The sequence below is a fragment of the Kineosporia sp. NBRC 101731 genome, from assembly GCF_030269305.1.
Taxonomy (GTDB): Bacteria; Actinomycetota; Actinomycetes; order Actinomycetales; family Kineosporiaceae; genus Kineosporia.
Window position 1 is genome coordinate 315,843 of sequence record NZ_BSTC01000004.1, and the last position, 20,728, is coordinate 336,570.

At 70.7% G+C, this 20,728-nt stretch carries 20 protein-coding genes; 7 read left to right on the forward strand and 13 right to left on the reverse strand.

The window, feature by feature from the left end:
• The first annotated feature begins 194 nt into the window (after positions 1-194).
• Complete coding sequence (locus QSK05_RS14355; RefSeq protein ID WP_285597675.1) at positions 195-1,184, forward strand: AraC family transcriptional regulator; 990 nt, start codon at positions 195-197, stop codon at positions 1,182-1,184.
• Between the two features lie 371 nt (positions 1,185-1,555).
• On the opposite strand, the gene QSK05_RS14360 is transcribed toward QSK05_RS14355, so the two are convergent.
• Positions 1,556-2,461, reverse strand: a complete 906-nt coding sequence (locus QSK05_RS14360; RefSeq protein WP_285597676.1) for an alpha/beta hydrolase — start codon at positions 2,459-2,461, stop codon at positions 1,556-1,558.
• A 60-nt stretch (positions 2,462-2,521) separates the two neighbouring features.
• On the opposite strand from QSK05_RS14360, the gene QSK05_RS14365 reads away from it, so the two are divergent.
• The 3 genes from QSK05_RS14365 to QSK05_RS14375 all read left to right on the forward strand — a co-directional run bounded on the left by QSK05_RS14365 (position 2,522) and on the right by QSK05_RS14375 (position 5,812).
• Positions 2,522-3,199: a response regulator transcription factor gene (locus QSK05_RS14365; protein ID WP_285597677.1), complete on the forward strand. Its 678-nt coding sequence runs from the start codon at positions 2,522-2,524 to the stop codon at positions 3,197-3,199.
• Positions 3,196-4,269: a HAMP domain-containing sensor histidine kinase gene (locus QSK05_RS14370; protein ID WP_285597678.1), complete on the forward strand. Its 1,074-nt coding sequence runs from the start codon at positions 3,196-3,198 to the stop codon at positions 4,267-4,269. Before QSK05_RS14365 ends, QSK05_RS14370 begins: the two co-directional genes overlap by 4 nt.
• Positions 4,270-4,375: 106 nt before the next feature.
• Complete coding sequence (locus tag QSK05_RS14375) at positions 4,376-5,812, forward strand: DUF4153 domain-containing protein (protein WP_285597679.1); 1,437 nt, start codon at positions 4,376-4,378, stop codon at positions 5,810-5,812.
• A 303-nt stretch (positions 5,813-6,115) separates the two neighbouring features.
• Here QSK05_RS14375 and QSK05_RS14380 read toward each other — a convergent pair whose 3' ends face one another.
• The 3 genes from QSK05_RS14380 to QSK05_RS14390 are packed head-to-tail and all read right to left on the reverse strand — an operon-like array spanning position 6,116 to position 7,857.
• Positions 6,116-6,505, reverse strand: coding sequence for a VOC family protein (locus QSK05_RS14380; protein ID WP_285597680.1), 390 nt, complete (start codon positions 6,503-6,505; stop codon positions 6,116-6,118).
• Positions 6,506-6,549: 44 nt separating this feature from the next.
• Positions 6,550-7,266, reverse strand: coding sequence for a GOLPH3/VPS74 family protein (locus tag QSK05_RS14385; protein ID WP_285597681.1), 717 nt, complete (start codon positions 7,264-7,266; stop codon positions 6,550-6,552).
• A 42-nt stretch (positions 7,267-7,308) separates the two neighbouring features.
• Positions 7,309-7,857 carry a TetR/AcrR family transcriptional regulator gene (locus tag QSK05_RS14390; protein WP_285597682.1) on the reverse strand — a complete coding sequence of 183 codons (549 nt, stop codon included), beginning with the start codon at positions 7,855-7,857 and terminating at the stop codon, positions 7,309-7,311.
• Positions 7,858-7,938: 81 nt separating this feature from the next.
• On the opposite strand from QSK05_RS14390, the gene QSK05_RS14395 reads away from it, so the two are divergent.
• Complete coding sequence (locus QSK05_RS14395; RefSeq protein ID WP_285597683.1) at positions 7,939-8,925, forward strand: amidohydrolase family protein; 987 nt, start codon at positions 7,939-7,941, stop codon at positions 8,923-8,925.
• Here QSK05_RS14395 and QSK05_RS14400 read toward each other — a convergent pair.
• The 3 genes from QSK05_RS14400 to QSK05_RS14410 all read right to left on the reverse strand — a co-directional run bounded on the left by QSK05_RS14400 (position 8,913) and on the right by QSK05_RS14410 (position 11,875).
• Positions 8,913-9,218, reverse strand: coding sequence for a hypothetical protein (locus tag QSK05_RS14400; protein WP_285597684.1), 306 nt, complete (start codon positions 9,216-9,218; stop codon positions 8,913-8,915). The genes QSK05_RS14395 and QSK05_RS14400 overlap by 13 nt on opposite strands.
• Entirely contained in the window at positions 9,211-10,080 is an 870-nt protein-coding gene (locus tag QSK05_RS14405) for a heme-dependent oxidative N-demethylase family protein (RefSeq protein ID WP_285597685.1), read from the reverse strand. Before QSK05_RS14405 ends, QSK05_RS14400 begins: the two co-directional genes overlap by 8 nt.
• Before the next feature lie 94 nt (positions 10,081-10,174).
• Positions 10,175-11,875 (reverse strand): long-chain-fatty-acid--CoA ligase, encoded by a 1,701-nt coding sequence (locus QSK05_RS14410; protein ID WP_285597686.1) that lies wholly within the window; start codon positions 11,873-11,875, stop codon positions 10,175-10,177.
• A gap of 236 nt (positions 11,876-12,111) precedes the next feature.
• Between QSK05_RS14410 and QSK05_RS14415 the strand changes: the two genes are divergently transcribed.
• Positions 12,112-12,996: an ATP-grasp domain-containing protein gene (locus QSK05_RS14415; RefSeq protein WP_352301247.1), complete on the forward strand. Its 885-nt coding sequence runs from the start codon at positions 12,112-12,114 to the stop codon at positions 12,994-12,996.
• Between the two features lie 70 nt (positions 12,997-13,066).
• Here QSK05_RS14415 and QSK05_RS14420 read toward each other — a convergent pair whose 3' ends face one another.
• Positions 13,067-13,201: a hypothetical protein gene (locus tag QSK05_RS14420; protein WP_285597687.1), complete on the reverse strand. Its 135-nt coding sequence runs from the start codon at positions 13,199-13,201 to the stop codon at positions 13,067-13,069.
• Between the two features lie 195 nt (positions 13,202-13,396).
• Positions 13,397-15,325, reverse strand: a complete 1,929-nt coding sequence (locus QSK05_RS14425; protein WP_285597688.1) for an oxidoreductase — start codon at positions 15,323-15,325, stop codon at positions 13,397-13,399.
• A 220-nt stretch (positions 15,326-15,545) separates the two neighbouring features.
• Here QSK05_RS14425 and QSK05_RS14430 point away from each other — a divergent pair, with 220 nt between their 5' ends.
• Entirely contained in the window at positions 15,546-16,049 is a 504-nt protein-coding gene (locus tag QSK05_RS14430; protein ID WP_285597689.1) for a flavodoxin family protein, read from the forward strand.
• Positions 16,050-16,123: 74 nt separating this feature from the next.
• On the opposite strand, the gene QSK05_RS14435 is transcribed toward QSK05_RS14430, so the two are convergent.
• The 4 genes from QSK05_RS14435 to QSK05_RS14450 form a co-directional block, all read right to left on the reverse strand.
• The gene (locus tag QSK05_RS14435) at positions 16,124-17,746 is read right to left on the reverse strand and encodes a peptide chain release factor 3 (RefSeq protein ID WP_285597690.1); all 1,623 of its coding nucleotides are present in this window, start codon (positions 17,744-17,746) and stop codon (positions 16,124-16,126) included.
• Positions 17,747-17,822: 76 nt separating this feature from the next.
• Positions 17,823-19,070, reverse strand: a complete 1,248-nt coding sequence (locus tag QSK05_RS14440) for an aminotransferase class III-fold pyridoxal phosphate-dependent enzyme (RefSeq protein ID WP_285597691.1) — start codon at positions 19,068-19,070, stop codon at positions 17,823-17,825.
• Positions 19,071-19,106: 36 nt separating this feature from the next.
• Complete coding sequence (locus QSK05_RS14445) at positions 19,107-19,736, reverse strand: class II aldolase/adducin family protein (RefSeq protein ID WP_285597692.1); 630 nt, start codon at positions 19,734-19,736, stop codon at positions 19,107-19,109.
• Positions 19,736-20,707 carry a carbohydrate kinase family protein gene (locus QSK05_RS14450; protein ID WP_285597693.1) on the reverse strand — a complete coding sequence of 324 codons (972 nt, stop codon included), beginning with the start codon at positions 20,705-20,707 and terminating at the stop codon, positions 19,736-19,738. The genes QSK05_RS14445 and QSK05_RS14450 overlap by 1 nt, the downstream gene beginning before the upstream one ends.
• Positions 20,708-20,728: the final 21 nt, after the last annotated feature.

Genomic DNA, 20,728 nt, shown 5'->3' on the forward strand with positions numbered 1-20,728 from the left:
AGTCCGGAACGGCGCAGCCCAGCAGGTCCGCACACCCGACCGAGAGATCTGGGCCCTCCTAGTTTCTCGCTCCGCCACCCGGCGCCCCCATCGACAGCCTTCGATGTTCGCTTTGCGAATCGCCCCGTCGCAGGCTGTCTGTAGTTGTACCTTGACTCTGGGTCAGATGATCAGGTGGAAGTGGTGGGGTGTCCATGACAAATTCCGCAGATTTTGCCGGCGGGCCGGTGCGCTCATCGTCCGTGGCGACCGACCGCCCCGAGGTGGCCAGTCAGTTCATCGGGCGCATCTTCGCCCGCACCCGGCTGGATCTCGGTGTCACCGCCCCCCATTTCCAGTTCCGCGCCGTGCGGGCCGAGGTCGGGGAGCTGGCCTGCGGGGTGCAGCAGTGGGGCTTCGCCGGACGTTGCGTGTCCGAGCCGGCCAGCACGTTCGCCACGGTGCTGGTCACCGACGGATCGATGTGCCAGGAACGTCCGGGCCGCCTGGACACGCCGATCGGCCCGGGAGGAGTCTGGCGCGGCGACACGGCGCAGGCCACCCGGGCGACCTGGACGCCGAGCTCGACGTTCGCCACGCTCCACCTGCCCCTGACCAGCATCGCCGAGACCGCCGGCGAGATGATCGAGGCCCCGGGCACCGTGCAGTTCCTCGACAACACCTCGATCGACGAGGCGTCCGGGCGCTACTGGTCCGACCTGATGCGAATGACCTACCGCCAGGCCATCGCGCCCCGATCGTGCCTGGCCAATCCCCTGATCCGGGCCCACCTGGTGCGCACGATCACCACCGCCGCCCTCAGGGTGTTCCCCAACAGCACCATGACCAGTCACTACGTCCGCGCCGGCGACCAGGTCGGCCCCTCGACCCTGCGCCGGGCCGTGACATTCATGCACGCACACAGCGACCAGCCCCTGACCATCACCCAGATCGCCGAGGCCGCGGGCGTCAGCGCCCGCGCCCTGCAGAGGGCATTCACCCGTCATCACGGTTGCAGCCCGATGAGATATCTGCGCGACATCCGGCTCGAACAGGCACACCGCGACCTGCAGGCCGCCGACCCGTCCTACGGCGACACCGTCACCGACATCGCCCGCCGCTGGGGCTTCGCCCATCCCGGCCGGTTCGCCAGTGCCTACCGCCGTGCCTACGACGTCCACCCCAGCACGACGCTGCTCCACTGACGCAACCATGGACGGAACCATCCGCACTGCACCGACGAGCGGACCGCCGGGCGATTCCCGGCACACAACCCTCGACGGTGGAGGTGAGGCCGGTGTCCGATAGGGGATCACCGCGCAGCCCCCAGAACGACCCGTCGCACAGGCCGGGAGTCCCCGCCGACACCACTTGACCTGTGCGACGGGTCTGCTGTGTCCCGGTGAGCTCCGTGACCGTGGAGGAGTTCCGGCCGACCTGGCGGTCAGGCGTCAACGGGTCGTCCCGCGATAGACCCCGATCATGTGCCGCCCACCGCCCCCCCGCCCGCCGAGCAGATACTCCGCCGGATCGAGGCTCTCGTGAGATCCCGCAGCACCGAACTCTGGGAATGAGGTCAGGCCAGGTGCTGGGCCAGGAAGCGGAACTGGTCCGGCACCAGGCTGCGCCAGTAGTTCGTCGTATGGCCCCCGTCACCGGTCGAGCCCTGCGGCTGCGGGTCGCACCGGCTGCGGTACCGCTTCGTCTCGGCGTAGAACGGATCGTCGCTGCCGCAGGAGACGCTCAGCGGGAACGGGCCCTTGATGCCGGGATGCCGGGACAGGGCGCCCCAGCGGGTGAAGTCCTCGGCGTCGTCGAAGGAACCGGCCGAGCTCACCGCACCGCTGGCGAACAGGGCCGGGCTCGACGCCGCCGCGGCGACCAGCTGACCGGGCGCACCGAAGCGCCCGTTCGTGGCCTCGCGCGCCAGCAGGAGAGATCCGTAGCCACCCATCGAATATCCCATGCTGGCGACCTTCTTCGTACTGAAGCCGAGCTCGGCCACCCGCGGGAGCAACTCGTCCTGCAGCATGGCCAGCGCATTGTCGCCGGAGGCCCGCGGATGCCAGTAGGTCTCGCCGCCGTCCATGGAGATCACTCCGAACGGCGCCCCACCCTCCTGAACGTGCTGGGCCAGGTACTGGTGCAGAGCCAGGCCGCCGAACGCCGAATGGGCACTGTCGCCCCGGCCGTGCAGCACGAGCACCACCGGCAGACCGTCGGGGTCCTGGTCGGGCGGTGTCACCCAGCCCCAGGTCACCTCCCGGCCCCGGGCGGCGGAGTCGAACGTCTCGAAGGTCGGGTCCGAGCCACCGGCGTCCGGAGCTCCGGCCACCACCTGCCCGATGCCCAGCGCGCTCCGCAACCGGGCCCGCCCGGGCAGCACGCCGTTGAGCGACCCGGCCACGGCCGCGCCGGACAGCGCGATGCCCGAGACACCGGCCAGCAGCACGCGGCGGGTGATATGCCCGGAAGAAGCCATGGCGGTGATTATGCCGCGACGGAGAACACCTCCCGGTGCGGGATGCCGTAGTTTCACCGTGTGCAGCGGGTTCTCGTGGTGGAAGACGATCTGGTGATCGCCGACGCGGTCGCGCGGCGGCTGGAGAAGGAGGGTTTCGCGGTCGACGTCGTGCACGACGGTCGCGCGGCGGTAGAAACCTTTCGCGACGAGACCGACCTGCTGGTGCTCGACGTCATGCTCCCGGGCCTGGACGGGCTGGAGGTCTGCCGCCGGGTGCAGGCCGTGCGGCCGGTGCCGGTCCTCATGCTCACCGCCCGCGCCGACGAGGCCGACCGCATCATCGGTCTGGGAGTCGGGGCGGACGACTACCTGACCAAGCCGTTCAGCCCCCGTGAGCTGGTGGCCCGGGTCCGGGCGCTGCTGCGGCGGGTGGAGCGGGCGCAGGAGCTGGCCCTGCGGCGGGCCGGTCTGGACCTCGGCCGGGGCTTGACCGTGGATGTGGCGGCCCGCCGGGTGGATCTGGCCGGGCAGGAGATCCATCTGACCCGCACCGAGTTCGACCTGCTGCACGCCCTGGGCCGCCGGGCGGGCGAGGTGGTGCTGCGCGAGACGCTGCTCACCGAGGTCTGGTCGTGGCCGGAGGCACCCAAGACCTCCCGGGCCATGGACACCCACGTGAAGGCGCTGCGCCGCAAGCTCGGGCCCGGCCGCATCCGCACGGTGCACGGCGTCGGGTACGCCCTGGACACCCCATGACGGCGATGGACCGGCTCGCGCTCTGGTGGGACCGGGTGCGCCCGCTCGACCCGGTGCCCTCGATCAAGATGAAGTTCGCCCTGCTGGTGGCGGTGAACCTGGTGCTCACCGCCGGGGTGACCTGGTTCGCGGTGGTGGAACTGCACTGGCGCACCCGCTACGGCATGATCGTCGCCAGCCTGATCGTGCTGGCCGTCAGCCAGGTCGTGGGTCACGGCATGACCCTGCCCCTGCGCCAGATGACCGCCGCCGTGCGGGAACTGGCGGCCGGTCGCCCGGCCCCGCCCCTGCAGACCAACAGCCGTGACGAGGTCGGTGAGCTGGCCCGGGCCTTCACGGTCATGACCGCCCAGCTCGCCGCGGTCGATCAGCAACGACGGCAATTGCTGGCGGACGTCGGTCACGAGTTGCGCACGCCCGTCGCCGCCCTGCGCGCCCAGGTGGAGAACCTGGTGGACGGGGTGCGCGCCCCGGACGAGCCGGCGCTGGGTGAGGTGCTGGCCCAGGTCGAGCGGCTCGGTGACCTGCTCACCCAGTTCCTGCACCTGGCCAGCACCGACGGCGGGGCGCAGACGCTCCAGCGCCGGCCGGTCGATCTGCAGGAGCTGATCGCGCCGGTGGTCACCGAGATCCGCACGGCCCGGCCCGGTCCGTCGATCACCGTCGACGTCTCCCCCGGGCTGGTCGCCGACGTCGACCCCGCCCGGATGAGCCAGGTGCTCACCAACCTGCTGGACAACGCGGCCCGTCACGCCGGGGACGGCGGGAAGGTGACCGTGAGCGCCCGCGCGCTCACCTCGTCCACCCGTGCGGGTCTGGCCCTCGAGGTGACCGACAACGGACCGGGCATACCGCGCGAGGACTGGCAGAGCGTTTTCGAGCGCTTCGGCTCCGGATCGCCGACGGCCCAGGTCACCTCGCGGCTGGACGGCGGCACCGGCTTGGGTCTGGCCATCGCCCGCTGGGCCGTGGTGCTGCACGGCGGACGGATCGCGGTGGTGCCCGCCGAGGGTGACGGCTGCCGGATCCGCGTGGAGATCCCGGCCTGCCCCGGGCCGGAAGAGTTCTAGAACTCCGGGGAGATTTTGCATGATCACGGAAGGGTTCGGGGGTCTTCACGGAATCTCCACAACCTGACCACAGGAAGCTCCCCGGGTCGCTCCTACCGTCGGCGGCATGAACGACACTCCGGCCCTCGGTCTGTCCACGCCGTCCTGGGCCGATCCGCCGCCACCGCGACTGAGACTGCTGGCGGGGGCGCTGCTCTGCGCCGTTCCGGCCGCTTTTCTGCTGGCAGACACCGCGTTCGGGATCAACGTGCCGGTGATCGCCTACCTGATCGCGGCCACGGTGCTGATGTCCCGGCCATCACGCACCGAAGGACACACCTGGTCCGGCGTCGTCCTGACCGTGATCGCCCTACTGCTCAGCACGGTGGCGGTGCTGCGGGCGAGCGAATGGCTGGTGGTCGGCTGCATCCTGGCCTCGGCCACGCTCGCCGCCACCGTGGCGCTCGGCACCCGGACCTGGAAGACGCTGCTGGCGACGGGTTTCCTGTTCGGCGAGGCAACGTTCCGCGCCATTCCCTGGGCCGCGGCGACCGGGCGGCGTCACCGGCCCCGGCGTCTGCCGTTGCGGGCCCCGGCCTCGGTGTTCAGCGGCCTGGTCACCGGCCTGGTCTGCGCGGCGATCGTGGGCGCGCTGCTGGCCAGCGCCGACGCCGGCTTCGCACAGGTGCTCTCGGACGTCGGGGGCTGGTTCGTGCTCGACGTGCCCAGTTCCGACGTGATCGCGGCCCGGATCATCACGTTCGGTGTGGTGACGCTCTTCGTGCTCGGTCTGGGCTTCGCCGCCTCGTCACCACTGCGCCACGCGCCCGACGCACCGGGCGACCGGCACCCGGCCGAGTGGCTGGTGCCGCTGGTCCTGGTCACACTCACCATCGCGGCCTTCCTCGCCGTCGACGCGACCCGCCTGTTCGGCGCCGGGCCGGCGGTGCCGGACAGCACGCACGCCGAACGCGCCCGGGAGGGTTTCGGCCAGCTGATCGTGGTGACGGTGCTCGTGCTGCTGCTCATCGGCTGGGCCGGGCGTTCGGCAGCACCCCGTCACCGCCATCTGCTCGCGGCCGGCGGCGGGCCCCTGCTGGCCCTGACCCTGCTGCTGGCCTTCTCCGCCCTGCGCCGCCTGTGGCTGTACATGAGCGAGTTCGGCTGGACCGTCACCCGTTTCAACGCGGGCGCGTTCGAGCTGTGGGTGGTCGGGGTGCTGGCCCTGGTCGGTGGCACCTGGCTGGCCCGGCGCACCGACCTGCTCCCCCGTCTGACCGCGGGCTCGGCCGGCCTCGGTCTCCTGGTCGTGGCCCTGGCCGGTCCCGATGCCGTGGTCGCCGCCGCCGACGTACGCCGCTACGAACGCACCGGTGACATCGACGTCCTCTATCTGTCGCGTCTGTCCCCCGACGCGATCCCCGCCCTGTCGAAGCTGCCCGACGACGTCCTCCCCTGTGCGCTGCCCCGGCTCCCAGACGATCAACCCTGGTACTCCTGGAATCTCAGCCGTTCACGGGCTGACAGCCGGTCCGACCGGCCCGCGCAGTGTCTCCGCGACTGACCAAGCGACTGACCAAGCGACTGACCAAGCGAGCCCCCTGACCAAGGCAGCGACCAGCGGACGTCCCGCCCCCGGCCGATACCCGGAGCGGCTCGCGATCGTTGTGTACACCTGGTACATCCGGTACCGGATGTACCAGGTGTACACAACGATGAGGCACCCCTGCGCACGGCGCACCATGGGTGGTCATGCCGATCGCCGGCCTTCAGAAGATCTACGGGGCCATGCAAAGGGCCCGGGGCCTGCTCGCGCGCCGACAGGGCCCTGGGCCGAAATGCACGACGCGGCCGTTGACTACGTTGACTACACGGCGCTTCGCTCGGCACGGCTGCGTTCCACGCAGAACTCGTTGCCCTCCGGGTCGGCCAGCACCACCCAGCCCGTGCCGTCGGGCTTGCGGTGGTCGCCGACCTGTGTGGCCCCCACGGACAGAAGACGCTCGACCTCCTCGTCGCGGGTACCGGTCTGCGGGACCACGTCGAAGTGGATGCGGTTCTTCGCGGACTTGCCCTCGGGCACCGGGACGAACAGCAGACCCGGGCCACCGTCACCCGGCACGATCACGTACTCCGCATCGCCGGGCTCGTTCGGGTTCTGCGGGTCGTCGGTGTAACCGAGTGCCTGCTTCCAGAAGCTGCCCAGGACCCAGGCATCGGTGCAGTCGAAGGTGAGGTGACGGATCCGTGAGGTCATGGGTCCTGCCTACCAGGTACCGGCAGGCAGGACCACGAGGTTTCTCAGCCGGAGGTCGCGGCGGCCGTCGTGGCGGCGACCGTCGCCGCGGTGATCGCGGCGGCCGCGGCCTTCACCGCGTCACTGACCACCGTGGCCCCCCAGTCGCCCTCCTGGATCTCCTTGCCCCGGCGGCGGATGTCGGACGACCACCTCAGGGGCGGTTCCATGTCGCGCAGCGAGGTCTTCAGCGCGTTGCCGGCCGAGAGCAGGGCGATCAGCGACGCGGTGCGCTGGTCGGGTGTGGCGCCGTCGGCCAGCACCGGACGCATCTTGCGCCGCAACTGCGTCTCGTACGAGGTGTTCTCGGCCGGGTGCACGATGTGCGGGATGACCCCGAGCATCTTCTTCTTCTCCTCGCGCAGGATGCCGCGCTCGACCAGGCGCTCCGGCACGGTCTTCTGCAGGCCCTTGCCGATCTTCGTCAGGGCCTGCTGAGCGCCGCGCGGTTTCTCGGCGATCGTGTCGTAGGCCGCCTGCAGCAGCGGGTCGGGCAGCGGCCCGGTGCCCGTGGCCAGCAGCTTGCGGCCGGTCAGCAGCGACTTCTTCTCCGACTGCCCGACCCGCTCGAGCAGGGCCAGCTCCACCAGCAGCCCACCACCCAGCAGGAACTGCAGCGACGGGCTCCCGGCCACCGAGCCCTTCTCGTCGTCGAGCAGGAGAAGCATCAGCTCCTCGACGATCAGCATCTGACTGCCCGGCGAGAATGCCTGTGTGGTCATGTCCTCATCCTGATTCCCGGTGCCGTTCCTTCCGGCCTGCGATCAGGCTACTGGCTCATCGCCCGCCAGCGACGCGATCCAGCCGCGGGCGGCCCGCAGCAGCGCCTCCTGCGAGACCCCGTCGAAGGCGTTCAGCTGGAGGAAGTGCTGGGTGATCGTCAGGCCGAGGATGCCGCTGACGGTGAGCAGAGCGCGCAGCTGCGCGTCGTCGCCGTCCAGCGACCGGGTCAGGTTGTCGACACGCTCGTCGAGGTAAGCCCGCATGGACTCGGTCGCTTCGGGCACGGTGAGCATGGATCGCACGAGAGCCCTGGTCTCCGGCGGCAGTTCACCCAGCCGCACGGTGAGCACCTCCAGAAGGTGCTCGGAGGCCACCTTGTCGTCGTCGACCGGCAGCTGCACGGCCGAGTGGAACAGGGCCGCCTTGGAGCCGTAGTGCTGCATCACCAGCGACGGGTCCACCCCGGCCACCCGCGCGATCCCCCGGATCGTGGTGCCCTCGAAGCCCTGGGCCGCGAACTCCTGCCGGGCCGCCTCGAGGATGCGCTGTGCGGTGAGCGCGCGTTTCGCGTCGCGAGAGGTCCCGGCCATGCAACTCACTCTACCGGTGTTGAGCGAGAGGTGTAGAGTCTTCACTCAACAGCTGTTGAGCGAGATCCGAGGAGACCTGACGTGGCACTGATCGCGATCGAAGAGCACTGGAACCTGCCCGAGCTGACCACCGCCGTCAAAGCCCTGCCCGTCGAGCGGGGCGACGCGAGCATCGCGTTCGACGAGATGGGCAACAACCTCGAGCGCCTCGACGACATCGGCGACGCCCGCATCGCCGCGATGGACGCCCAGGGCGTCGACCTGCAGATCCTCTCCCTGGCCCCGCCCGGTACGCAGCCGCTGGACCCGGCGCCGGCCCGCTCGCTCGCCCGGCGCGCCAACGACCTCGCCGCCGAGGCGGTCGCCCGGCACCCCTCCCGGCTGCGAGCGTTCTCCACGCTGCCGATGGCCGACCCGCAGGCCGCCGTCCTCGAGCTCGAACGCGCCGCCGAGCTCGGGTTCGTGGGAACGATGGTCTACGGGCGCACGGGCGAGACTCCCCTGGACGACCCGCGCTACGACGACCTGTTCGCCGCGGCCGCGGCGCTGCACCAGCCGGTCTTCATCCACCCGCAGATCCCCTCGGGCCCGGTCCGCGAGGCCGCCTACAGCGGCTTCGACCCGATGACCGACCTGGCCCTGGCCACCTTCGGCTGGGGCTGGCACCTGGAGGCCGCGCTGGCCGCCCTGCGCCTGATCGCCCGCGGCACCTTCGACCGCCACCCCGAGCTCCAGCTCGTGCTGGGCCACTGGGGTGAACTGCTGCTGTTCTGGACCGACCGGGCCGACGGCCTCTCCCGCGTCGCGGGCCTGGAGCGGAAGGTGTCGGACTACCTCCGCTCCAACGTCCACATCACCAGCTCCGGGATGCTGAACCCGGCCCTGCTGCGCCACGCCCTGGAGGTCACCACGCCCGACCGGCTGCTGTTCTCCACCGACTACCCGTTCCAGCGGCCCACCCCGGCCGACATCGAGCAGTTCCTCACCGCGTTCCCCACCGACGCCGACCGCGAGCGCTTCACCGCCGGTAACGCCCGCGCCCTGTTCGGCCTCGATCAGCCGGCCTGACGCTCGCTCCCGGTGGCGAAGAAGTGCTTGAGGTACTTCTCCGGTTCCCGCTTGCTGGTGCGCATCAGTGAGAAGACCTCGGAGCCGTGCTCGGGTGTGTCGAACATGGCGAAGCACTGCGCTAGGCCGAGGTATTCGGCGCCGACGATCTCGCCGTACTCGGCGGCTTCCTCTTCCGCGAGGGTGAGGGCCTCGTCCGGTGCTGCCGCCCGCCAGAGGGTCACACGCTCCTCATAGGTGTCCACGTCGGCGAACCGGTACACGCAGCGCACCCCGAACCACTGCTCACTCATCGCGGAATCTCCTCAGCAGCTCCAGCACCGCGTCGCGGTACGGCAGCACTCCCTTGTAGTCGAGATCGGCCGGTGGCATGACCTCGATGGTCGAGGCCAGGTCGGCGGCGATGCGGGGCCGGTCCGCGAGCGCCCTCAGGGGCTCGTGGGCGGTGCGGATGGTGAACAGCACGGTGCCGCAGCCCGACAGCAGGCGCAGGGTCTGGTACTCGACGCGCACGTAGAGTCGGTCGGCGGCCTCGTCGGCGGTGGTCACGGTGCCCGGGCGGCGGGCGCGGGAGTCGGCAGCCGGCTGGAACAGGCGGGCGTCGTCGGTGATGGCCCAGTTGGCGCGGGTCATGATGCGGTGCTCGCGCAGGCTGGTGAGGAATTTGTCGACGGCGGCCGAGAGCTGTTCGGCGTAGCCGGGAACGGGTACGTGGATGCCGGTCATGGGTTGCCCGAGTTTGTCGGCCAGCAGCCAGCGGTTGGGCATGGCCAGGCTGGCGCCGACCAGGCGGGGCTCACCGTCACTGATGTCGACGAGGCAGAGGTCTTCGGCGACCAGGCGACCGGCGGTGTCAAGGGGGTGGCGGCCGGTGACGGTCTGCGCCCCGAGCAGGTCCAGCAGCACCTGGCCCGCGGGTTCGGTACCGGGCAGGGCGGCGAACGCGGCCGGTCCCTGCTCGTCGAGCAGGGCCTGCCGCCAGGCGATGAGCGGCGCGTCGTGCGGGCGGGGCCTCAGCCACTCACCCGGTGGGAGTGTGCGGGCTCCGACCACGTGCCGGAACGGGTTCGGCGCGGGTTTAGGCCACCAGGAGTCGTCGGCCCGCAGCGCCTGTTGCGGCAGCTGCGCCTGGAGCTCCTGCGCCCGCGTCGTCATCACCCCAGCATGCCAGGCACCAACGGCGCCAACAGCCCCACCACTGGCCGACCGGCGGCCGGGCACCCTCGGGTGCCCGACCGCGTCCTGCAGGTCAGGCCTTCTGCTGCTCGATCTCCCGCACCAGGTCGGCCACCTCGCGGCGCAGCACCTTGCCCATCTGGTTGACGGGGAGCTTCTCCACGGGCACGAAACGGCGCGGCACCTTGTAGCGAGTGAGCTCCTCGCGCAGGAACGCGGCCAGGGTCTCCTTGTGCACGCTGTGCCCCTCGGCCGGCACCACGGCGGCCACGACCTCGTCGCCGTCCTCACCGGGAAGACCCACCACCGCGGCGTCGGCGACGCTCGGGTGGCGGCGCAGCACCTCCTCCACCTCGGAGGGGTACACGTTGAAGCCGCCGACGATGACGACTTCCTTGATGCGGTCGACGACCGTGAGGAACCCGTCGGGAGCCATGGTGACGATGTCGCCGGTGCGGAACCAGCCGTCCTCGTCGAGCACCTGGGCGGTCTCCTCGGGGCGGTCGCGGTAGCCGCTGAACACCTGCGGGCCTTTCACCACGAGTTCCCCGCGCTCGCCGAGAGGCACCTCCTGCGAGGGCTTCTCGGGGTCGACAATGCGCACCTGCACGTCGGGGAAGGGCACGCCGATGGAGCCGGGACGCCGGTTCGGGCCCATCGGGTTGCCGACGATGCACGGGGCGGTCTCGGTCAGGCCGTAGCCCTCGACCAGGAACCCGCCGGTGGCGGTCTCCCAGCGCTCGATCAGCTCGGCGGGCAGCGTCATCGCGCCGGACAGCGAGTACTTCATGCCCTGGACCGAGACACCGCGACGGTTGGCCTCGTCGAGGATGCGCTTGTAGATCGGCGGCACGCCGGGCACGAAGGTGGGGCTGCGGCGCTTGACCGCGTCGACCAGCAGCGTGGTGTCGGGCTTGGGCAGGAGCACCAGCTCACCGCCCAGGCGCAGGCCGCACAGCACACCGATGGTCAGGCCGTAGGCGTGGAACATCGGCAGCGACGAGAGCACCACCTCGTGGCCGTGGTTCAGCTCGGGGATCCAGGAGACGCCCTGCACGCAGTCGGCGATCACGTTGCGGTGCCGCAGGGGCACGCCCTTGGGGGTGCCGCTGGTGCCCGAGGTGTACAGGAGCACGGCGACGTCGTCTGCTTGCGGACGCGGGTGGTCGCCGGCCAGCGGCGGTGCGGTGGTGAGGTCGGCGAACAGGGGGACGCCCGCGGCGGTCGGGGCGGTCATCTCCTCGCGCGTCGCGCGGGCCTTGGCGATCGGCAGGCGCAGGGCCAGGCGCTTGACCAGCGGCAGGTCGAGGGTCATGTCGACGCTGATGATCGTGCGCAGCGGCAGGTTCGGGTCGGCCCGCAGCGGCTCGACCGTGGCGATCGCCTTGTCCCAGACCAGCGCGACCTGGGCGCCGTGGTCGGCGAACGGGGCCCGCAGCTCACCGGTGGTGTAGAGCGGGTTGTGCTCGACCACGGTGGCGCCCAGGCGCAGCACGGCGTGGAAGGCGATCATGTGCTGCGGGCAGGTGGGCAGCAGGATCGCGACCTGGTCGCCGGCCTTCACCCCGAGCCGGCGCAGACCCTCCGCGACCCGGGCGACCTTCTCCCCGAACTGCGCGTAGGTGGTGCGCTGCCCCAGGAACTCCAGGGCGGGCCGGTCCGCGAACTTCGAGACGACGCCGTCGAGCTGATCGATCAGCGTCTCGTCGCCGTACTCGAGGTGGAGCCGAACGCCCGGGCCATAAGATCCCGCCCAGATCGATTCGTCGGGCACAGCGAACTCCTCTTCACGACGACAGAAACCTACGGGAACGTAGGTTACGCGGTCGGCGGTTGGGCTGTGCACGACGCCCAAAATCCTTGCCGTGATCATGCAAAACCTCCCCAGAGTTCTAGAACTCCTCGAGCGAGAGTTCTAGATGGCCGGGGAGGTTTTGCATGATCACGAGGGGTGGGGGGTGGTTTGAAACTCCCGTGACGAAGGGCCGCTGCCGCGTCGATACTGCGCGGGTGATGCTTCTGCTGCCCGCTGACCCGCTGCGTCCCCGCCGTCCTGACGAGCACTACGCCGAGGAGGCCGCGCTCGCGCGGGAGCTGGGGGTCACGGTGGCGCTGGTCGATCACGACGCGCTGCCGTCGGGCGACGCGGAGCGCGCGGTCCAGGGGGTGCCGCGCGGGGGTGGTCCGGCGCTCTACCGGGGCTGGATGCTCACGTCCGGGCAGTACGGCGCATTGGCGGACGCCCTCCAGGCCCGGTCGGTGTCTCTGGTCACGGGGGTGGAACAGTTCCGGGCCGCGCACGAGCTGCCCGGCTGGTATCCCTCACTGCGCGAGGTCACCCCGGTCTCGCAGTGGAGCACCGATGACGGACGTGCGGGCTTCGATCGCGCCCGCCTCGCCCTGGGTGCGGGGCCGGCGGTGCTGCGCGACTGGACGAAGTCGATGAAGCACTACTGGACCGAGGCCGCGTTGATCCCCGACCTGGCCGACGCCGACGCCGCATGGAAGGTGGCGTCAAGGTTCCGCGAACTGCGCGACGACAGCTTCACCGGTGGCTACGTGCTGCGCCGCTTCGAGGAACTGGCCCCGGCCGAGGTACGCACCTGGTGGATCGGCGGCACCTGCGTGCTGGCCGGACCCCACCCCGACTCCCCCACCGCCCTGCCGGAGACACCGTTCGACCCGAGTGCCTACGCGTCCCTTATCAGCTCCCTTGAACTACCTTTCGTGACAGTGGATTTCGCCCTTCGCAGCGACGGGGTGTGGCGGGTGGTGGAACTGGGCGACGGCCAGGTCAGCGACTGCCCACCGGCGCTACGCCCAGCCCTGATCCAAGCCCTGGTCGGCATGTCCACAAGCCACATCACCTTCCGGCGGCCGGAACCCTGGTCTTAACCCCTTGGTTCGTGATCATGCAGGCTCCCCCGGGACATTGTGCATGATCACGAACACGAGGTGGCCACCGCTAGACCCGCTCCGGGGCCGGGAGATGGTGCCGCACCGGGCGGCGCGGGCCGGGCAGGACGTCGGCGATCTGGTCGGCGACCTGACTGTCCCGGCACACCGCCAAGAGGTGGTGGCGGTCGGTGCGCCGGCTCACCCGGTTCACCAGACGCTTGTTCTCGCAGATCCCATGTGCCTTCTCCCCGTGACCCTTTCGACGGTCATGGGTGAGCCTCAGCGCCCGGCTCACGGAGGGCGTACGACGTCGTCTCGTTCCTGTCATGAGGCGTCATAGTGGCGCACCCGGCCGCCGGCGGGAAAGTGATTTTCTCCCCCGCCGGCGAACCCTCCCTCAACCCAGGGCCAGCGCCGCGTCGTACCCCGAGCGCACGGCCTCGCCGACCTTCGCGGGCTGCACGCAGTCACCGACGGGATGCACCCGCAGGTCGGGTGACAGCTGCTCGAGCAGGGTGCGGGCGGGCAGCAGGCCGAAGGCGCTGATCACAGTGTCGGCGTGCAGGGTGACCCGACCGTCGGAACATTCGGCGATGGCTTCTCCCCCGGCGATCTTGGTGATGCGGTGGCCGGTGAGCACGGTGACGCCGGCCTGCGCCAGGTCCCGCAGCAACGTCACCCGGTTGACCATCAGCATGTCGCGGGCCACCTCGTCCGCCGCCTCGACGAGTGTCACCTCGTGGCCGTCGCGGGCCAGCTCCAGGGCCGCGTCCGCACCCGAAAGACCGCCCCCGGCGACCAGAACCCGGTGCCCCACCGGCGTCCCCTGATGAAAGGCCAGCACGTCGATGACGGCCGGGTCGTCCAGTCCCTCGATCGCCCGCGGCCGCAGCGGCACCGAACCGGTGGCCACGATGATCTCGTCGGCCCCGGCCAGTTCGGGGCAGCCCGGGGTGATCGTGACCCCGGTGTGCACGGTGACGTCGAGATCGGCCAGCTGACCCTCCCACCAGGTGATCATCGAGCGCAGTTCCCGCTTGAAGTCGGGAGTGGCGGCCGGCAGCAGCACCCCGCCCAGCTGCGCGCCCTGGTCGTACAGGTCCACCCGGTGGCCGCACAGCGCCGCGGCGCGCGCCGCCTCCATCCCGCCCGGGCCTCCGCCGATCACGACCACGTGCTTGCGCCGGAGCGACAGCACCGGGCCCAGTTCCAGCTCGTGGCCCGCTGCCGGGTTCACCGCGCACTCCAGAGCTTTTCCGAAGAAGGCATTTCCGGTGCACGAGGCGTTGCAGCGGATGCACGGGCGCACGTCCTGCGGGCGGCCGGCCCTCAGCTTGTTCACCAGATCGGGGTCGGCGATCAGGCCGCGCCCGATCGCGATGAAGTCGGCCTTCCCCTGGGCCAGCAGACGCTCGCCGTCCTGCGGGCGCAGGTTGCCGACCGCCGCGACCGGGATGGCCACCACGTCTTTCAGCACCGTCGCGGCGTCGGCCATGCAGGCGTCACCCAGGTAGTAGGGCGGGAACACGTAGTCCATCGCCTCGTACGATCCCTCGTCGGCGATGATCAGGTCGATACCGGCCTTCTCGAGTTCCCGCGCGATGTCGAGACTGTCGGCCGGGGTGCGCCCGCCCTCGAAGTGGTGGTGCACCGAGAGCCGGAAGCTGATCGGCAGGCCGGGCGCGTTCTGGCGGATGGCGGCGACGATCTCGGCGGTCAGCCGTACCCGGTTCTCGACCGAGCCGCCGTAGGCGTCGGTGCGGCGGTTCCAGACCGGGCTGAGGAACTGGTCGAGCAGGTAGCCGGTGTGCCCGTGCAGATCGATCATGTCCACCCCCGCGGCCCGGGCCCGCACGGCGGCCTCACCGAAACGCCGCACGATGACGGCGATCTCGTCGAGGGTCAAAGGGCGGCAACGAATGGACGCATCGGCGAACCAGGTGTTGTCCGAGGCGGACACCGGTACGGTGCCCGGCTGCACGGTGTTGATGTTGCGTCCCAGGCCCGCGGTCAGCTGCAGCGCGAACAGGCTGCCCTCCTCGTGCACCCGCTGCGCGATGCGCGCGATCCCCGGGATGTGCCCGTCGGTGTCGATCCGGGCGAGACCGGCCGTGATCGGCTCGGTGTCGGACTGCACGGCGGTGATGCCGCTCATCACGATGCCGGTGCCGCCGGCGGCCCGGGCCGCGTAGTAGGCGGCCTCCTGCTCGGTGCTCCTGCCGTCCGGGGTGCACATCTCCGTGCCCATCGGGGCGAGCAGCACCCGGTTGGGCACCTCCAGCGATCCGATCCGGCTCGGGGACAGCAGATTCTCGAAGGAGGTCATCACGTCTTCACTTCCGTTCCAGCGGTCCGTAAGACCGCCCTTCTAGCCCGTGACCCCACCCTTTCAGTGAATGGTTTTTTCTCCGGAGAGGCCATGGTCCCGGCTTCTCGACCCGACCGGAGCATTCCCGGGGACCTCCGCCCCTGCCTGGCCAGGACCTTTCCGGATCATCCTGGAGGCAACCGGAAACCATTGCGGAGAAACGTTCAGAGGAACTGCCATGAAGGCACTGCTGGTGTACGAATCCATGTTCGGCAACACCGAGTCCGTGGCCCGCGCGGTCGCGGCCGGGCTCGGCACCGTCATGCACACCGACATCCACACGGTGGCGAGCGCGCCCCTGGTCCTGCCGGACGACGTGGACCTGCTCGTGGTCGGCGCCCCTCACGGTCTGGACTCCTGCCGGGACCTGGCCCTGACGCAGGCCCACCGCGCCGGGATTGCCGCGCGCTCCACGGGTATCGGCGTGTGCGAGTGGCTGCAGCGCCTGCAGCCCGCCGACATCGCGGCGGTCGCGTTCGGCACGTGCGTGTACACCCAGATGTCGGACGGGACCGATCCGGTCAGCCACCGTCTGCACCACCTGGGCATGCGGGTGATGCGGCACGAGTCGTTCTACACCCGGGACACGCTGGGCCCGCTGGAGGGCCACGAGCTGGAGCACGCCCGGCTGTGGGCGCAGCGCCTGGCCACCGAGGTGGCGGGCACCCTGGCCTCGGCCTGAGCCGTACCGGAACCGAACCGAACCAACTGGCCGAGGCGTTGCGTGAACGCCTCGGCCGGATCATTGAGAGTTTCTCAGTTGCTCGTGACGACCAGTTCCTGGAGCTTGACCCCGGGGTTGTCGCGCTCGAAGCTGCGCACCCGCCACTCGTCGGTGAACAGGGCGAAGAAGCGACCCTCGGCGTTCGAGACCACCTCGGTGCCGCGGTGCCCCCGCACCACCTGCGCGTCGGCCGGGTCGATGATCCGGGCCGTCGAGAAGGGCAGCTCGCCGAACACCACGGCCGAGCGGTACTCGTGGGTCATGCGGTGCTGGACCACGTCGAACTGCAGCACGCCGACGGCGCTCAGGACCGGTTCCCCGTCGCCGCGTGAGTCGGAGGTCAGCACCCGCACGACCCCCTCGGCATCCAGCTCGCGCAGGCCCTGCCGGAACTGCTTGCCGAAGCTGAGGTCGGCCGGGCGCACGGTGCGGAAGTGCTCGGGGGCGAACACCGGCAGCGGCGGGTAGGCGATCTTGCCCGCCTCGGACAGGGTGTCGCCGACGTTGACGTGGCGGGCGTTGACCAGCCCGATCACGTCACCGGGCCAGGCCACGTCGACCGTGGAACGGTCGGCACCGAAGACGGTCTGCACGTGCTTGAGCACCATCGGCCGTCCGCTGCGGTTGTCGCGCACCGTCATGCCGCGGTGGAAGACACCGGTCTGGACGCGCGCGAACGCGAGCCGGTCGCGGTGGGCGGGGTTCATCCCGGTCTGGGTCTTGAACACCTGGGCACTGAAGTTGGACGTCAGGGCCTGGCTGCGCCCGGCCACGTCGAGCTGGTCGTGCGGGGCGGGCGCGACGTCGACGATGGCGTCCAGCACCTGCCCGACGCCCACGTTCGCGACGGCGGCCGTGAAGTAGACCGGCGTGGTGCGGAAGGCCAGGAACTCCTCCTCGTCGTGGTCGGCGCCGGTGGCCGAGAGCAGCTCGTGCTCCTCGACCGACTGCTGCCAGGCCACGCCCTCGACCTCGGCCGCCTGCTGCGCGTCCATCCGGTCTTCCAGTGCGCGGGTGGCACCGCCGGGGGCCTTGGTGTACTTCACGTACGCGTCGGTGCCGCGCTCGAGCAGACCGCGGAAGTCGCCCGCGATCCCGACCGGCCAGGTCATCGGGGTGGGCTTGAGACCGGTGACCGACTCGACCTCGTCGAGCAGCTCCAGGGCCTCGCGGCCAGGACGGTCCCACTTGTTGACGACCGTGATGACGGGCAGGCCGCGCTCCTTGCACACGGCGAAGAGCTTGCGGGTCTGCACCTCCATGCCGCGGGCCGCGTCGATCAGCATGATCACCGCGTCAACCGCGGTGAGGGCGCGGTAGGTGTCTTCGGAGAAGTCGGCGTGACCGGGGGTGTCGACCACGTTGACGACCTGGTCGCGGTGGGACAGCTGCAGCACCGCGGAGGAGATCGAGATCCCGCGCTGCTTCTCCATGTCCTGCCAGTCGGAGACGACGCCCGCGTGACCGGCCTTCCCGTGCACGTGCCCGGCCTCGCGCAGGGCGTTGGAGTGCAGCGCCAGCGCCTCGGTCAGCGTGGACTTACCGGCGTCGGGGTGACTGATGACGGCGATGGTGCGACGGCGGCCGGCCTCGGCCAGCACCTGTGCGGGGGTGACGTCGGCCGTCTGTCCCGGGGTCTGTGTATCGGCTCTCACCCTGCCATTCTCCCTGCTCCACGACCCTGTGCCGTCCAGGGAGGCCGACAGGCCTCCCCGGACAGCCCTCAGCAGGTCACAGCCCCAGCCCGGCCAGCTCCTCGAAGGCCCCTTCGATGCGCGCGAGCGCCTCGTCCACGACCTCGTCGGTGTGCGCGGCGGCCAGGAACATGTTGTGCCACGGGTGCAGCAGCACCCCGCGCCGCACCGCCGCGTCGGTGAAGGCGAAGACCTTCTTCAGCTCCGGGTCGTCGGCGAAGCTCAGGTGCGGCATCTGCACCGGCCCGGTGATCGACAGCGGCAGGCCGGCCGCGGCGCCCTGCGCCTCGATGCCCTGCTTGAACCGCTCGCCGGAGGCCTTCAGCACCGTGGGCAGGTCGAGCTCGAGCGCCCGCTTCACCGTGGCGATCCCGGCCGCCATCGGCACCGCGGAGTACCAGAAGCTGCCGGTCACGAAGATCTTCGAGGCACCCTCGCGCAGCGAGTCGTTGCCGACCACCGCGGCGATCGGGTGCCCGTTGGCGATGGCCTTGGAGTACGCCGTCAGGTCCGGTCGCACGCCGATGGACTCCCAGGCCCCGCGCAGATCCAGGCGCAGGCCGCTGCGGACCTCGTCGATGATCAGCGCGGCGCCCTGGGCCGTGGCGAGCTCGCGGGCCCGGCGGGCGAAGGCCGGGTCGACCAGCTGCTGCGGCACCAGCGAGTCGTGCTGGAACGGCGCGAGGATGATCGCGGCGATCTCCCCGTCGTGCTGGGCCACCGACGCCTCCAGCGAGGCGACGTCGTTGTAGGCGAAGTACCCGATGTTGGCCCGCTCCCCCGCCGGCACGCCGGTCGTGTTCGGGGTGAACCAGTCGTTGGCGCCGTGGTAGGCCGGGGTCGCCTTGAGGAACTTGGCCTTGCCGGTGGCCGAGCGGGCCACCCGGATCGCGGTGGACGTCGCGTCGTTGCCGTTCTTGCCGAACATCGCCCAGTCCGCGAAGGGGATGACCGAGGTGAGCAGCTCGGCGAACTCGACCATGCGGGCGCTCGGGCCGCTGATCGTGTCGCCCCGCGCCGCCTGCTCGGCGGCCGCGGCCTCGACCACCGGGTCCTGGTAACCCAGCACCATCGGACCCCAGGCACACATCAGGTCGATGTACCGGTTGCCGTCCACGTCCCAGCCGTACGGGCCCTGCGAACGCTCCCAGAACTGCGGCCACGACGGCGGCAGGGTGTGGTCGGCCTTCATGTGCCCGTACACACCGCCGGGCAGCACCTGCTGGGCGCGGGTGCGCAGCTGCTGGTCGAGGGGAAGACTCTCCGGGCGCAGGAAGCCGGTCATGGGAACTCCTTGGGTGCGAAGGTGGTTGAACAAAGATCAGTTCTGCCCGTAGGACAGGCGGCGGGCCTGGGTCAGGACGTCGTCCAGGTCGCCGGGGGTCAGCAGCGCGAGCTCACCGAACGGCCGCGCCGCCAGGTAGATCTCGCAGAGCCACTCGGTCATCTCGGCGTGCTCCACGGCCTCGTCCAGCGAGCTGCCGCAGGCCACCGATCCGTGGTTGCGCATCAGGGCCGCCCGGGCGCCGTTGCCGACCACCTCGCCGACCGCGTCCGCCAGCTCCTGCGACCCGAAGGTGAAGTAGGCGACGGTGGGCACCCGGCCGCCCAGCCGCAGGAGGTTGTAGTGGATGAGCGGGATCTCCTGCGCGACCAGACCCACGGCCACGGCGGCCTTCCCGTGGGTGTGCACGATCGCGGTGTCACCGCAGCGCCGGTAGATGCCCAGGTGCAGACCGGTCTCCGACGAGGGCCGCTCGCCCTCGAGCAGCTGCCCGTCGAGCCCGACCACGCAGATGTCCTCGGCCGTGGCGACCTCGAACCGCAGGCCGCCCCGGGTGATCAGGACCCGGTCGTCGAGGCGGACACTGATGTTGCCCGCGCCGCCCACGGCCACACCCCGCGCGGCCACGTCACGGCAGGTGGCCGCCAGCTTCTCCCGCGGGTCCATCAGGAGACCCGCGCGGCGATGCGGTCGGCGGCCTGCGGGTCCTGGCCGCGCACGACGTCGAGAACCCCGCCCAGATCGACGATCCCGGCGTCGGATCCGAGACCGGAAGCAACCAGGGAACCACACGCGCACCCGATCAGCGCCGCGTCCTCGGCCCGGCAGCCGTGCAGGATGCCGGTGATCATGCCCGCGTTGAACGAATCACCGCAGCCGGTGGTGTCCAGGACCGTGGTGGCGAACGCCGGCACGGTCACGTCGGGCACGCCCGGGCGCACCAGCAGGGCGCCGTCACCGCCCATGGTGACCGCCACCCCACCCACACCCCGATCGACCAGGCAGCGGGCCGCGTCCGAAAGATTCTGGTGGCCCGTGAGATTGCGCAACTGCTCGTCGTTGGGCATGAGCCAGTCGATCAGCGGCCAGAGGTCGGCCAGGGTCTGCAGCATGGCCGTGTCGCCGCCGTGCAGGAAGTCGACGAACACCTTCACCCCGACGGCCCGCAACGCCCGCAGCCGGTCCAGGCCGGCCGGCTCCAGCAGGGCCGGCGTGGTCTCGGGACCGCCGAAGAGCACCGCCCCGCACCGGGCGATGGCGTCCCAGTCCACGTCGTCCACCTGCAGGCTCGCGGTGGCGCCGAGCACGTGCAGGGAGGGGCGCTCGCCGTTGGGCCGGATCGGCAGGATCGTCGAGGAGGTCAGCTCGCCGGGACGGCTGATCAGACCCCGGGTGTCGACCCCGAGCAGGTCCAGCTGCGAGCGCAGGTAGACACCCAGACCGTCGGCGCCCACGGCCGCGAACGAGGAGACCTCCCACCCCAGTTTGGCCAGGTCGACCGCGGCCCCGCCACCGGTGCCGGCGACCGTCATCCGGATCTCCTCGAGCAGGACCCCGCCCTGTCCGGGAGGTATTTCGGTGACCGGGCGGCCCAGCACATCGACGATGTGAGGGCCGAGAACGGCGATGCGGGTCATGTGATCGTCCCAGGAAGTTGT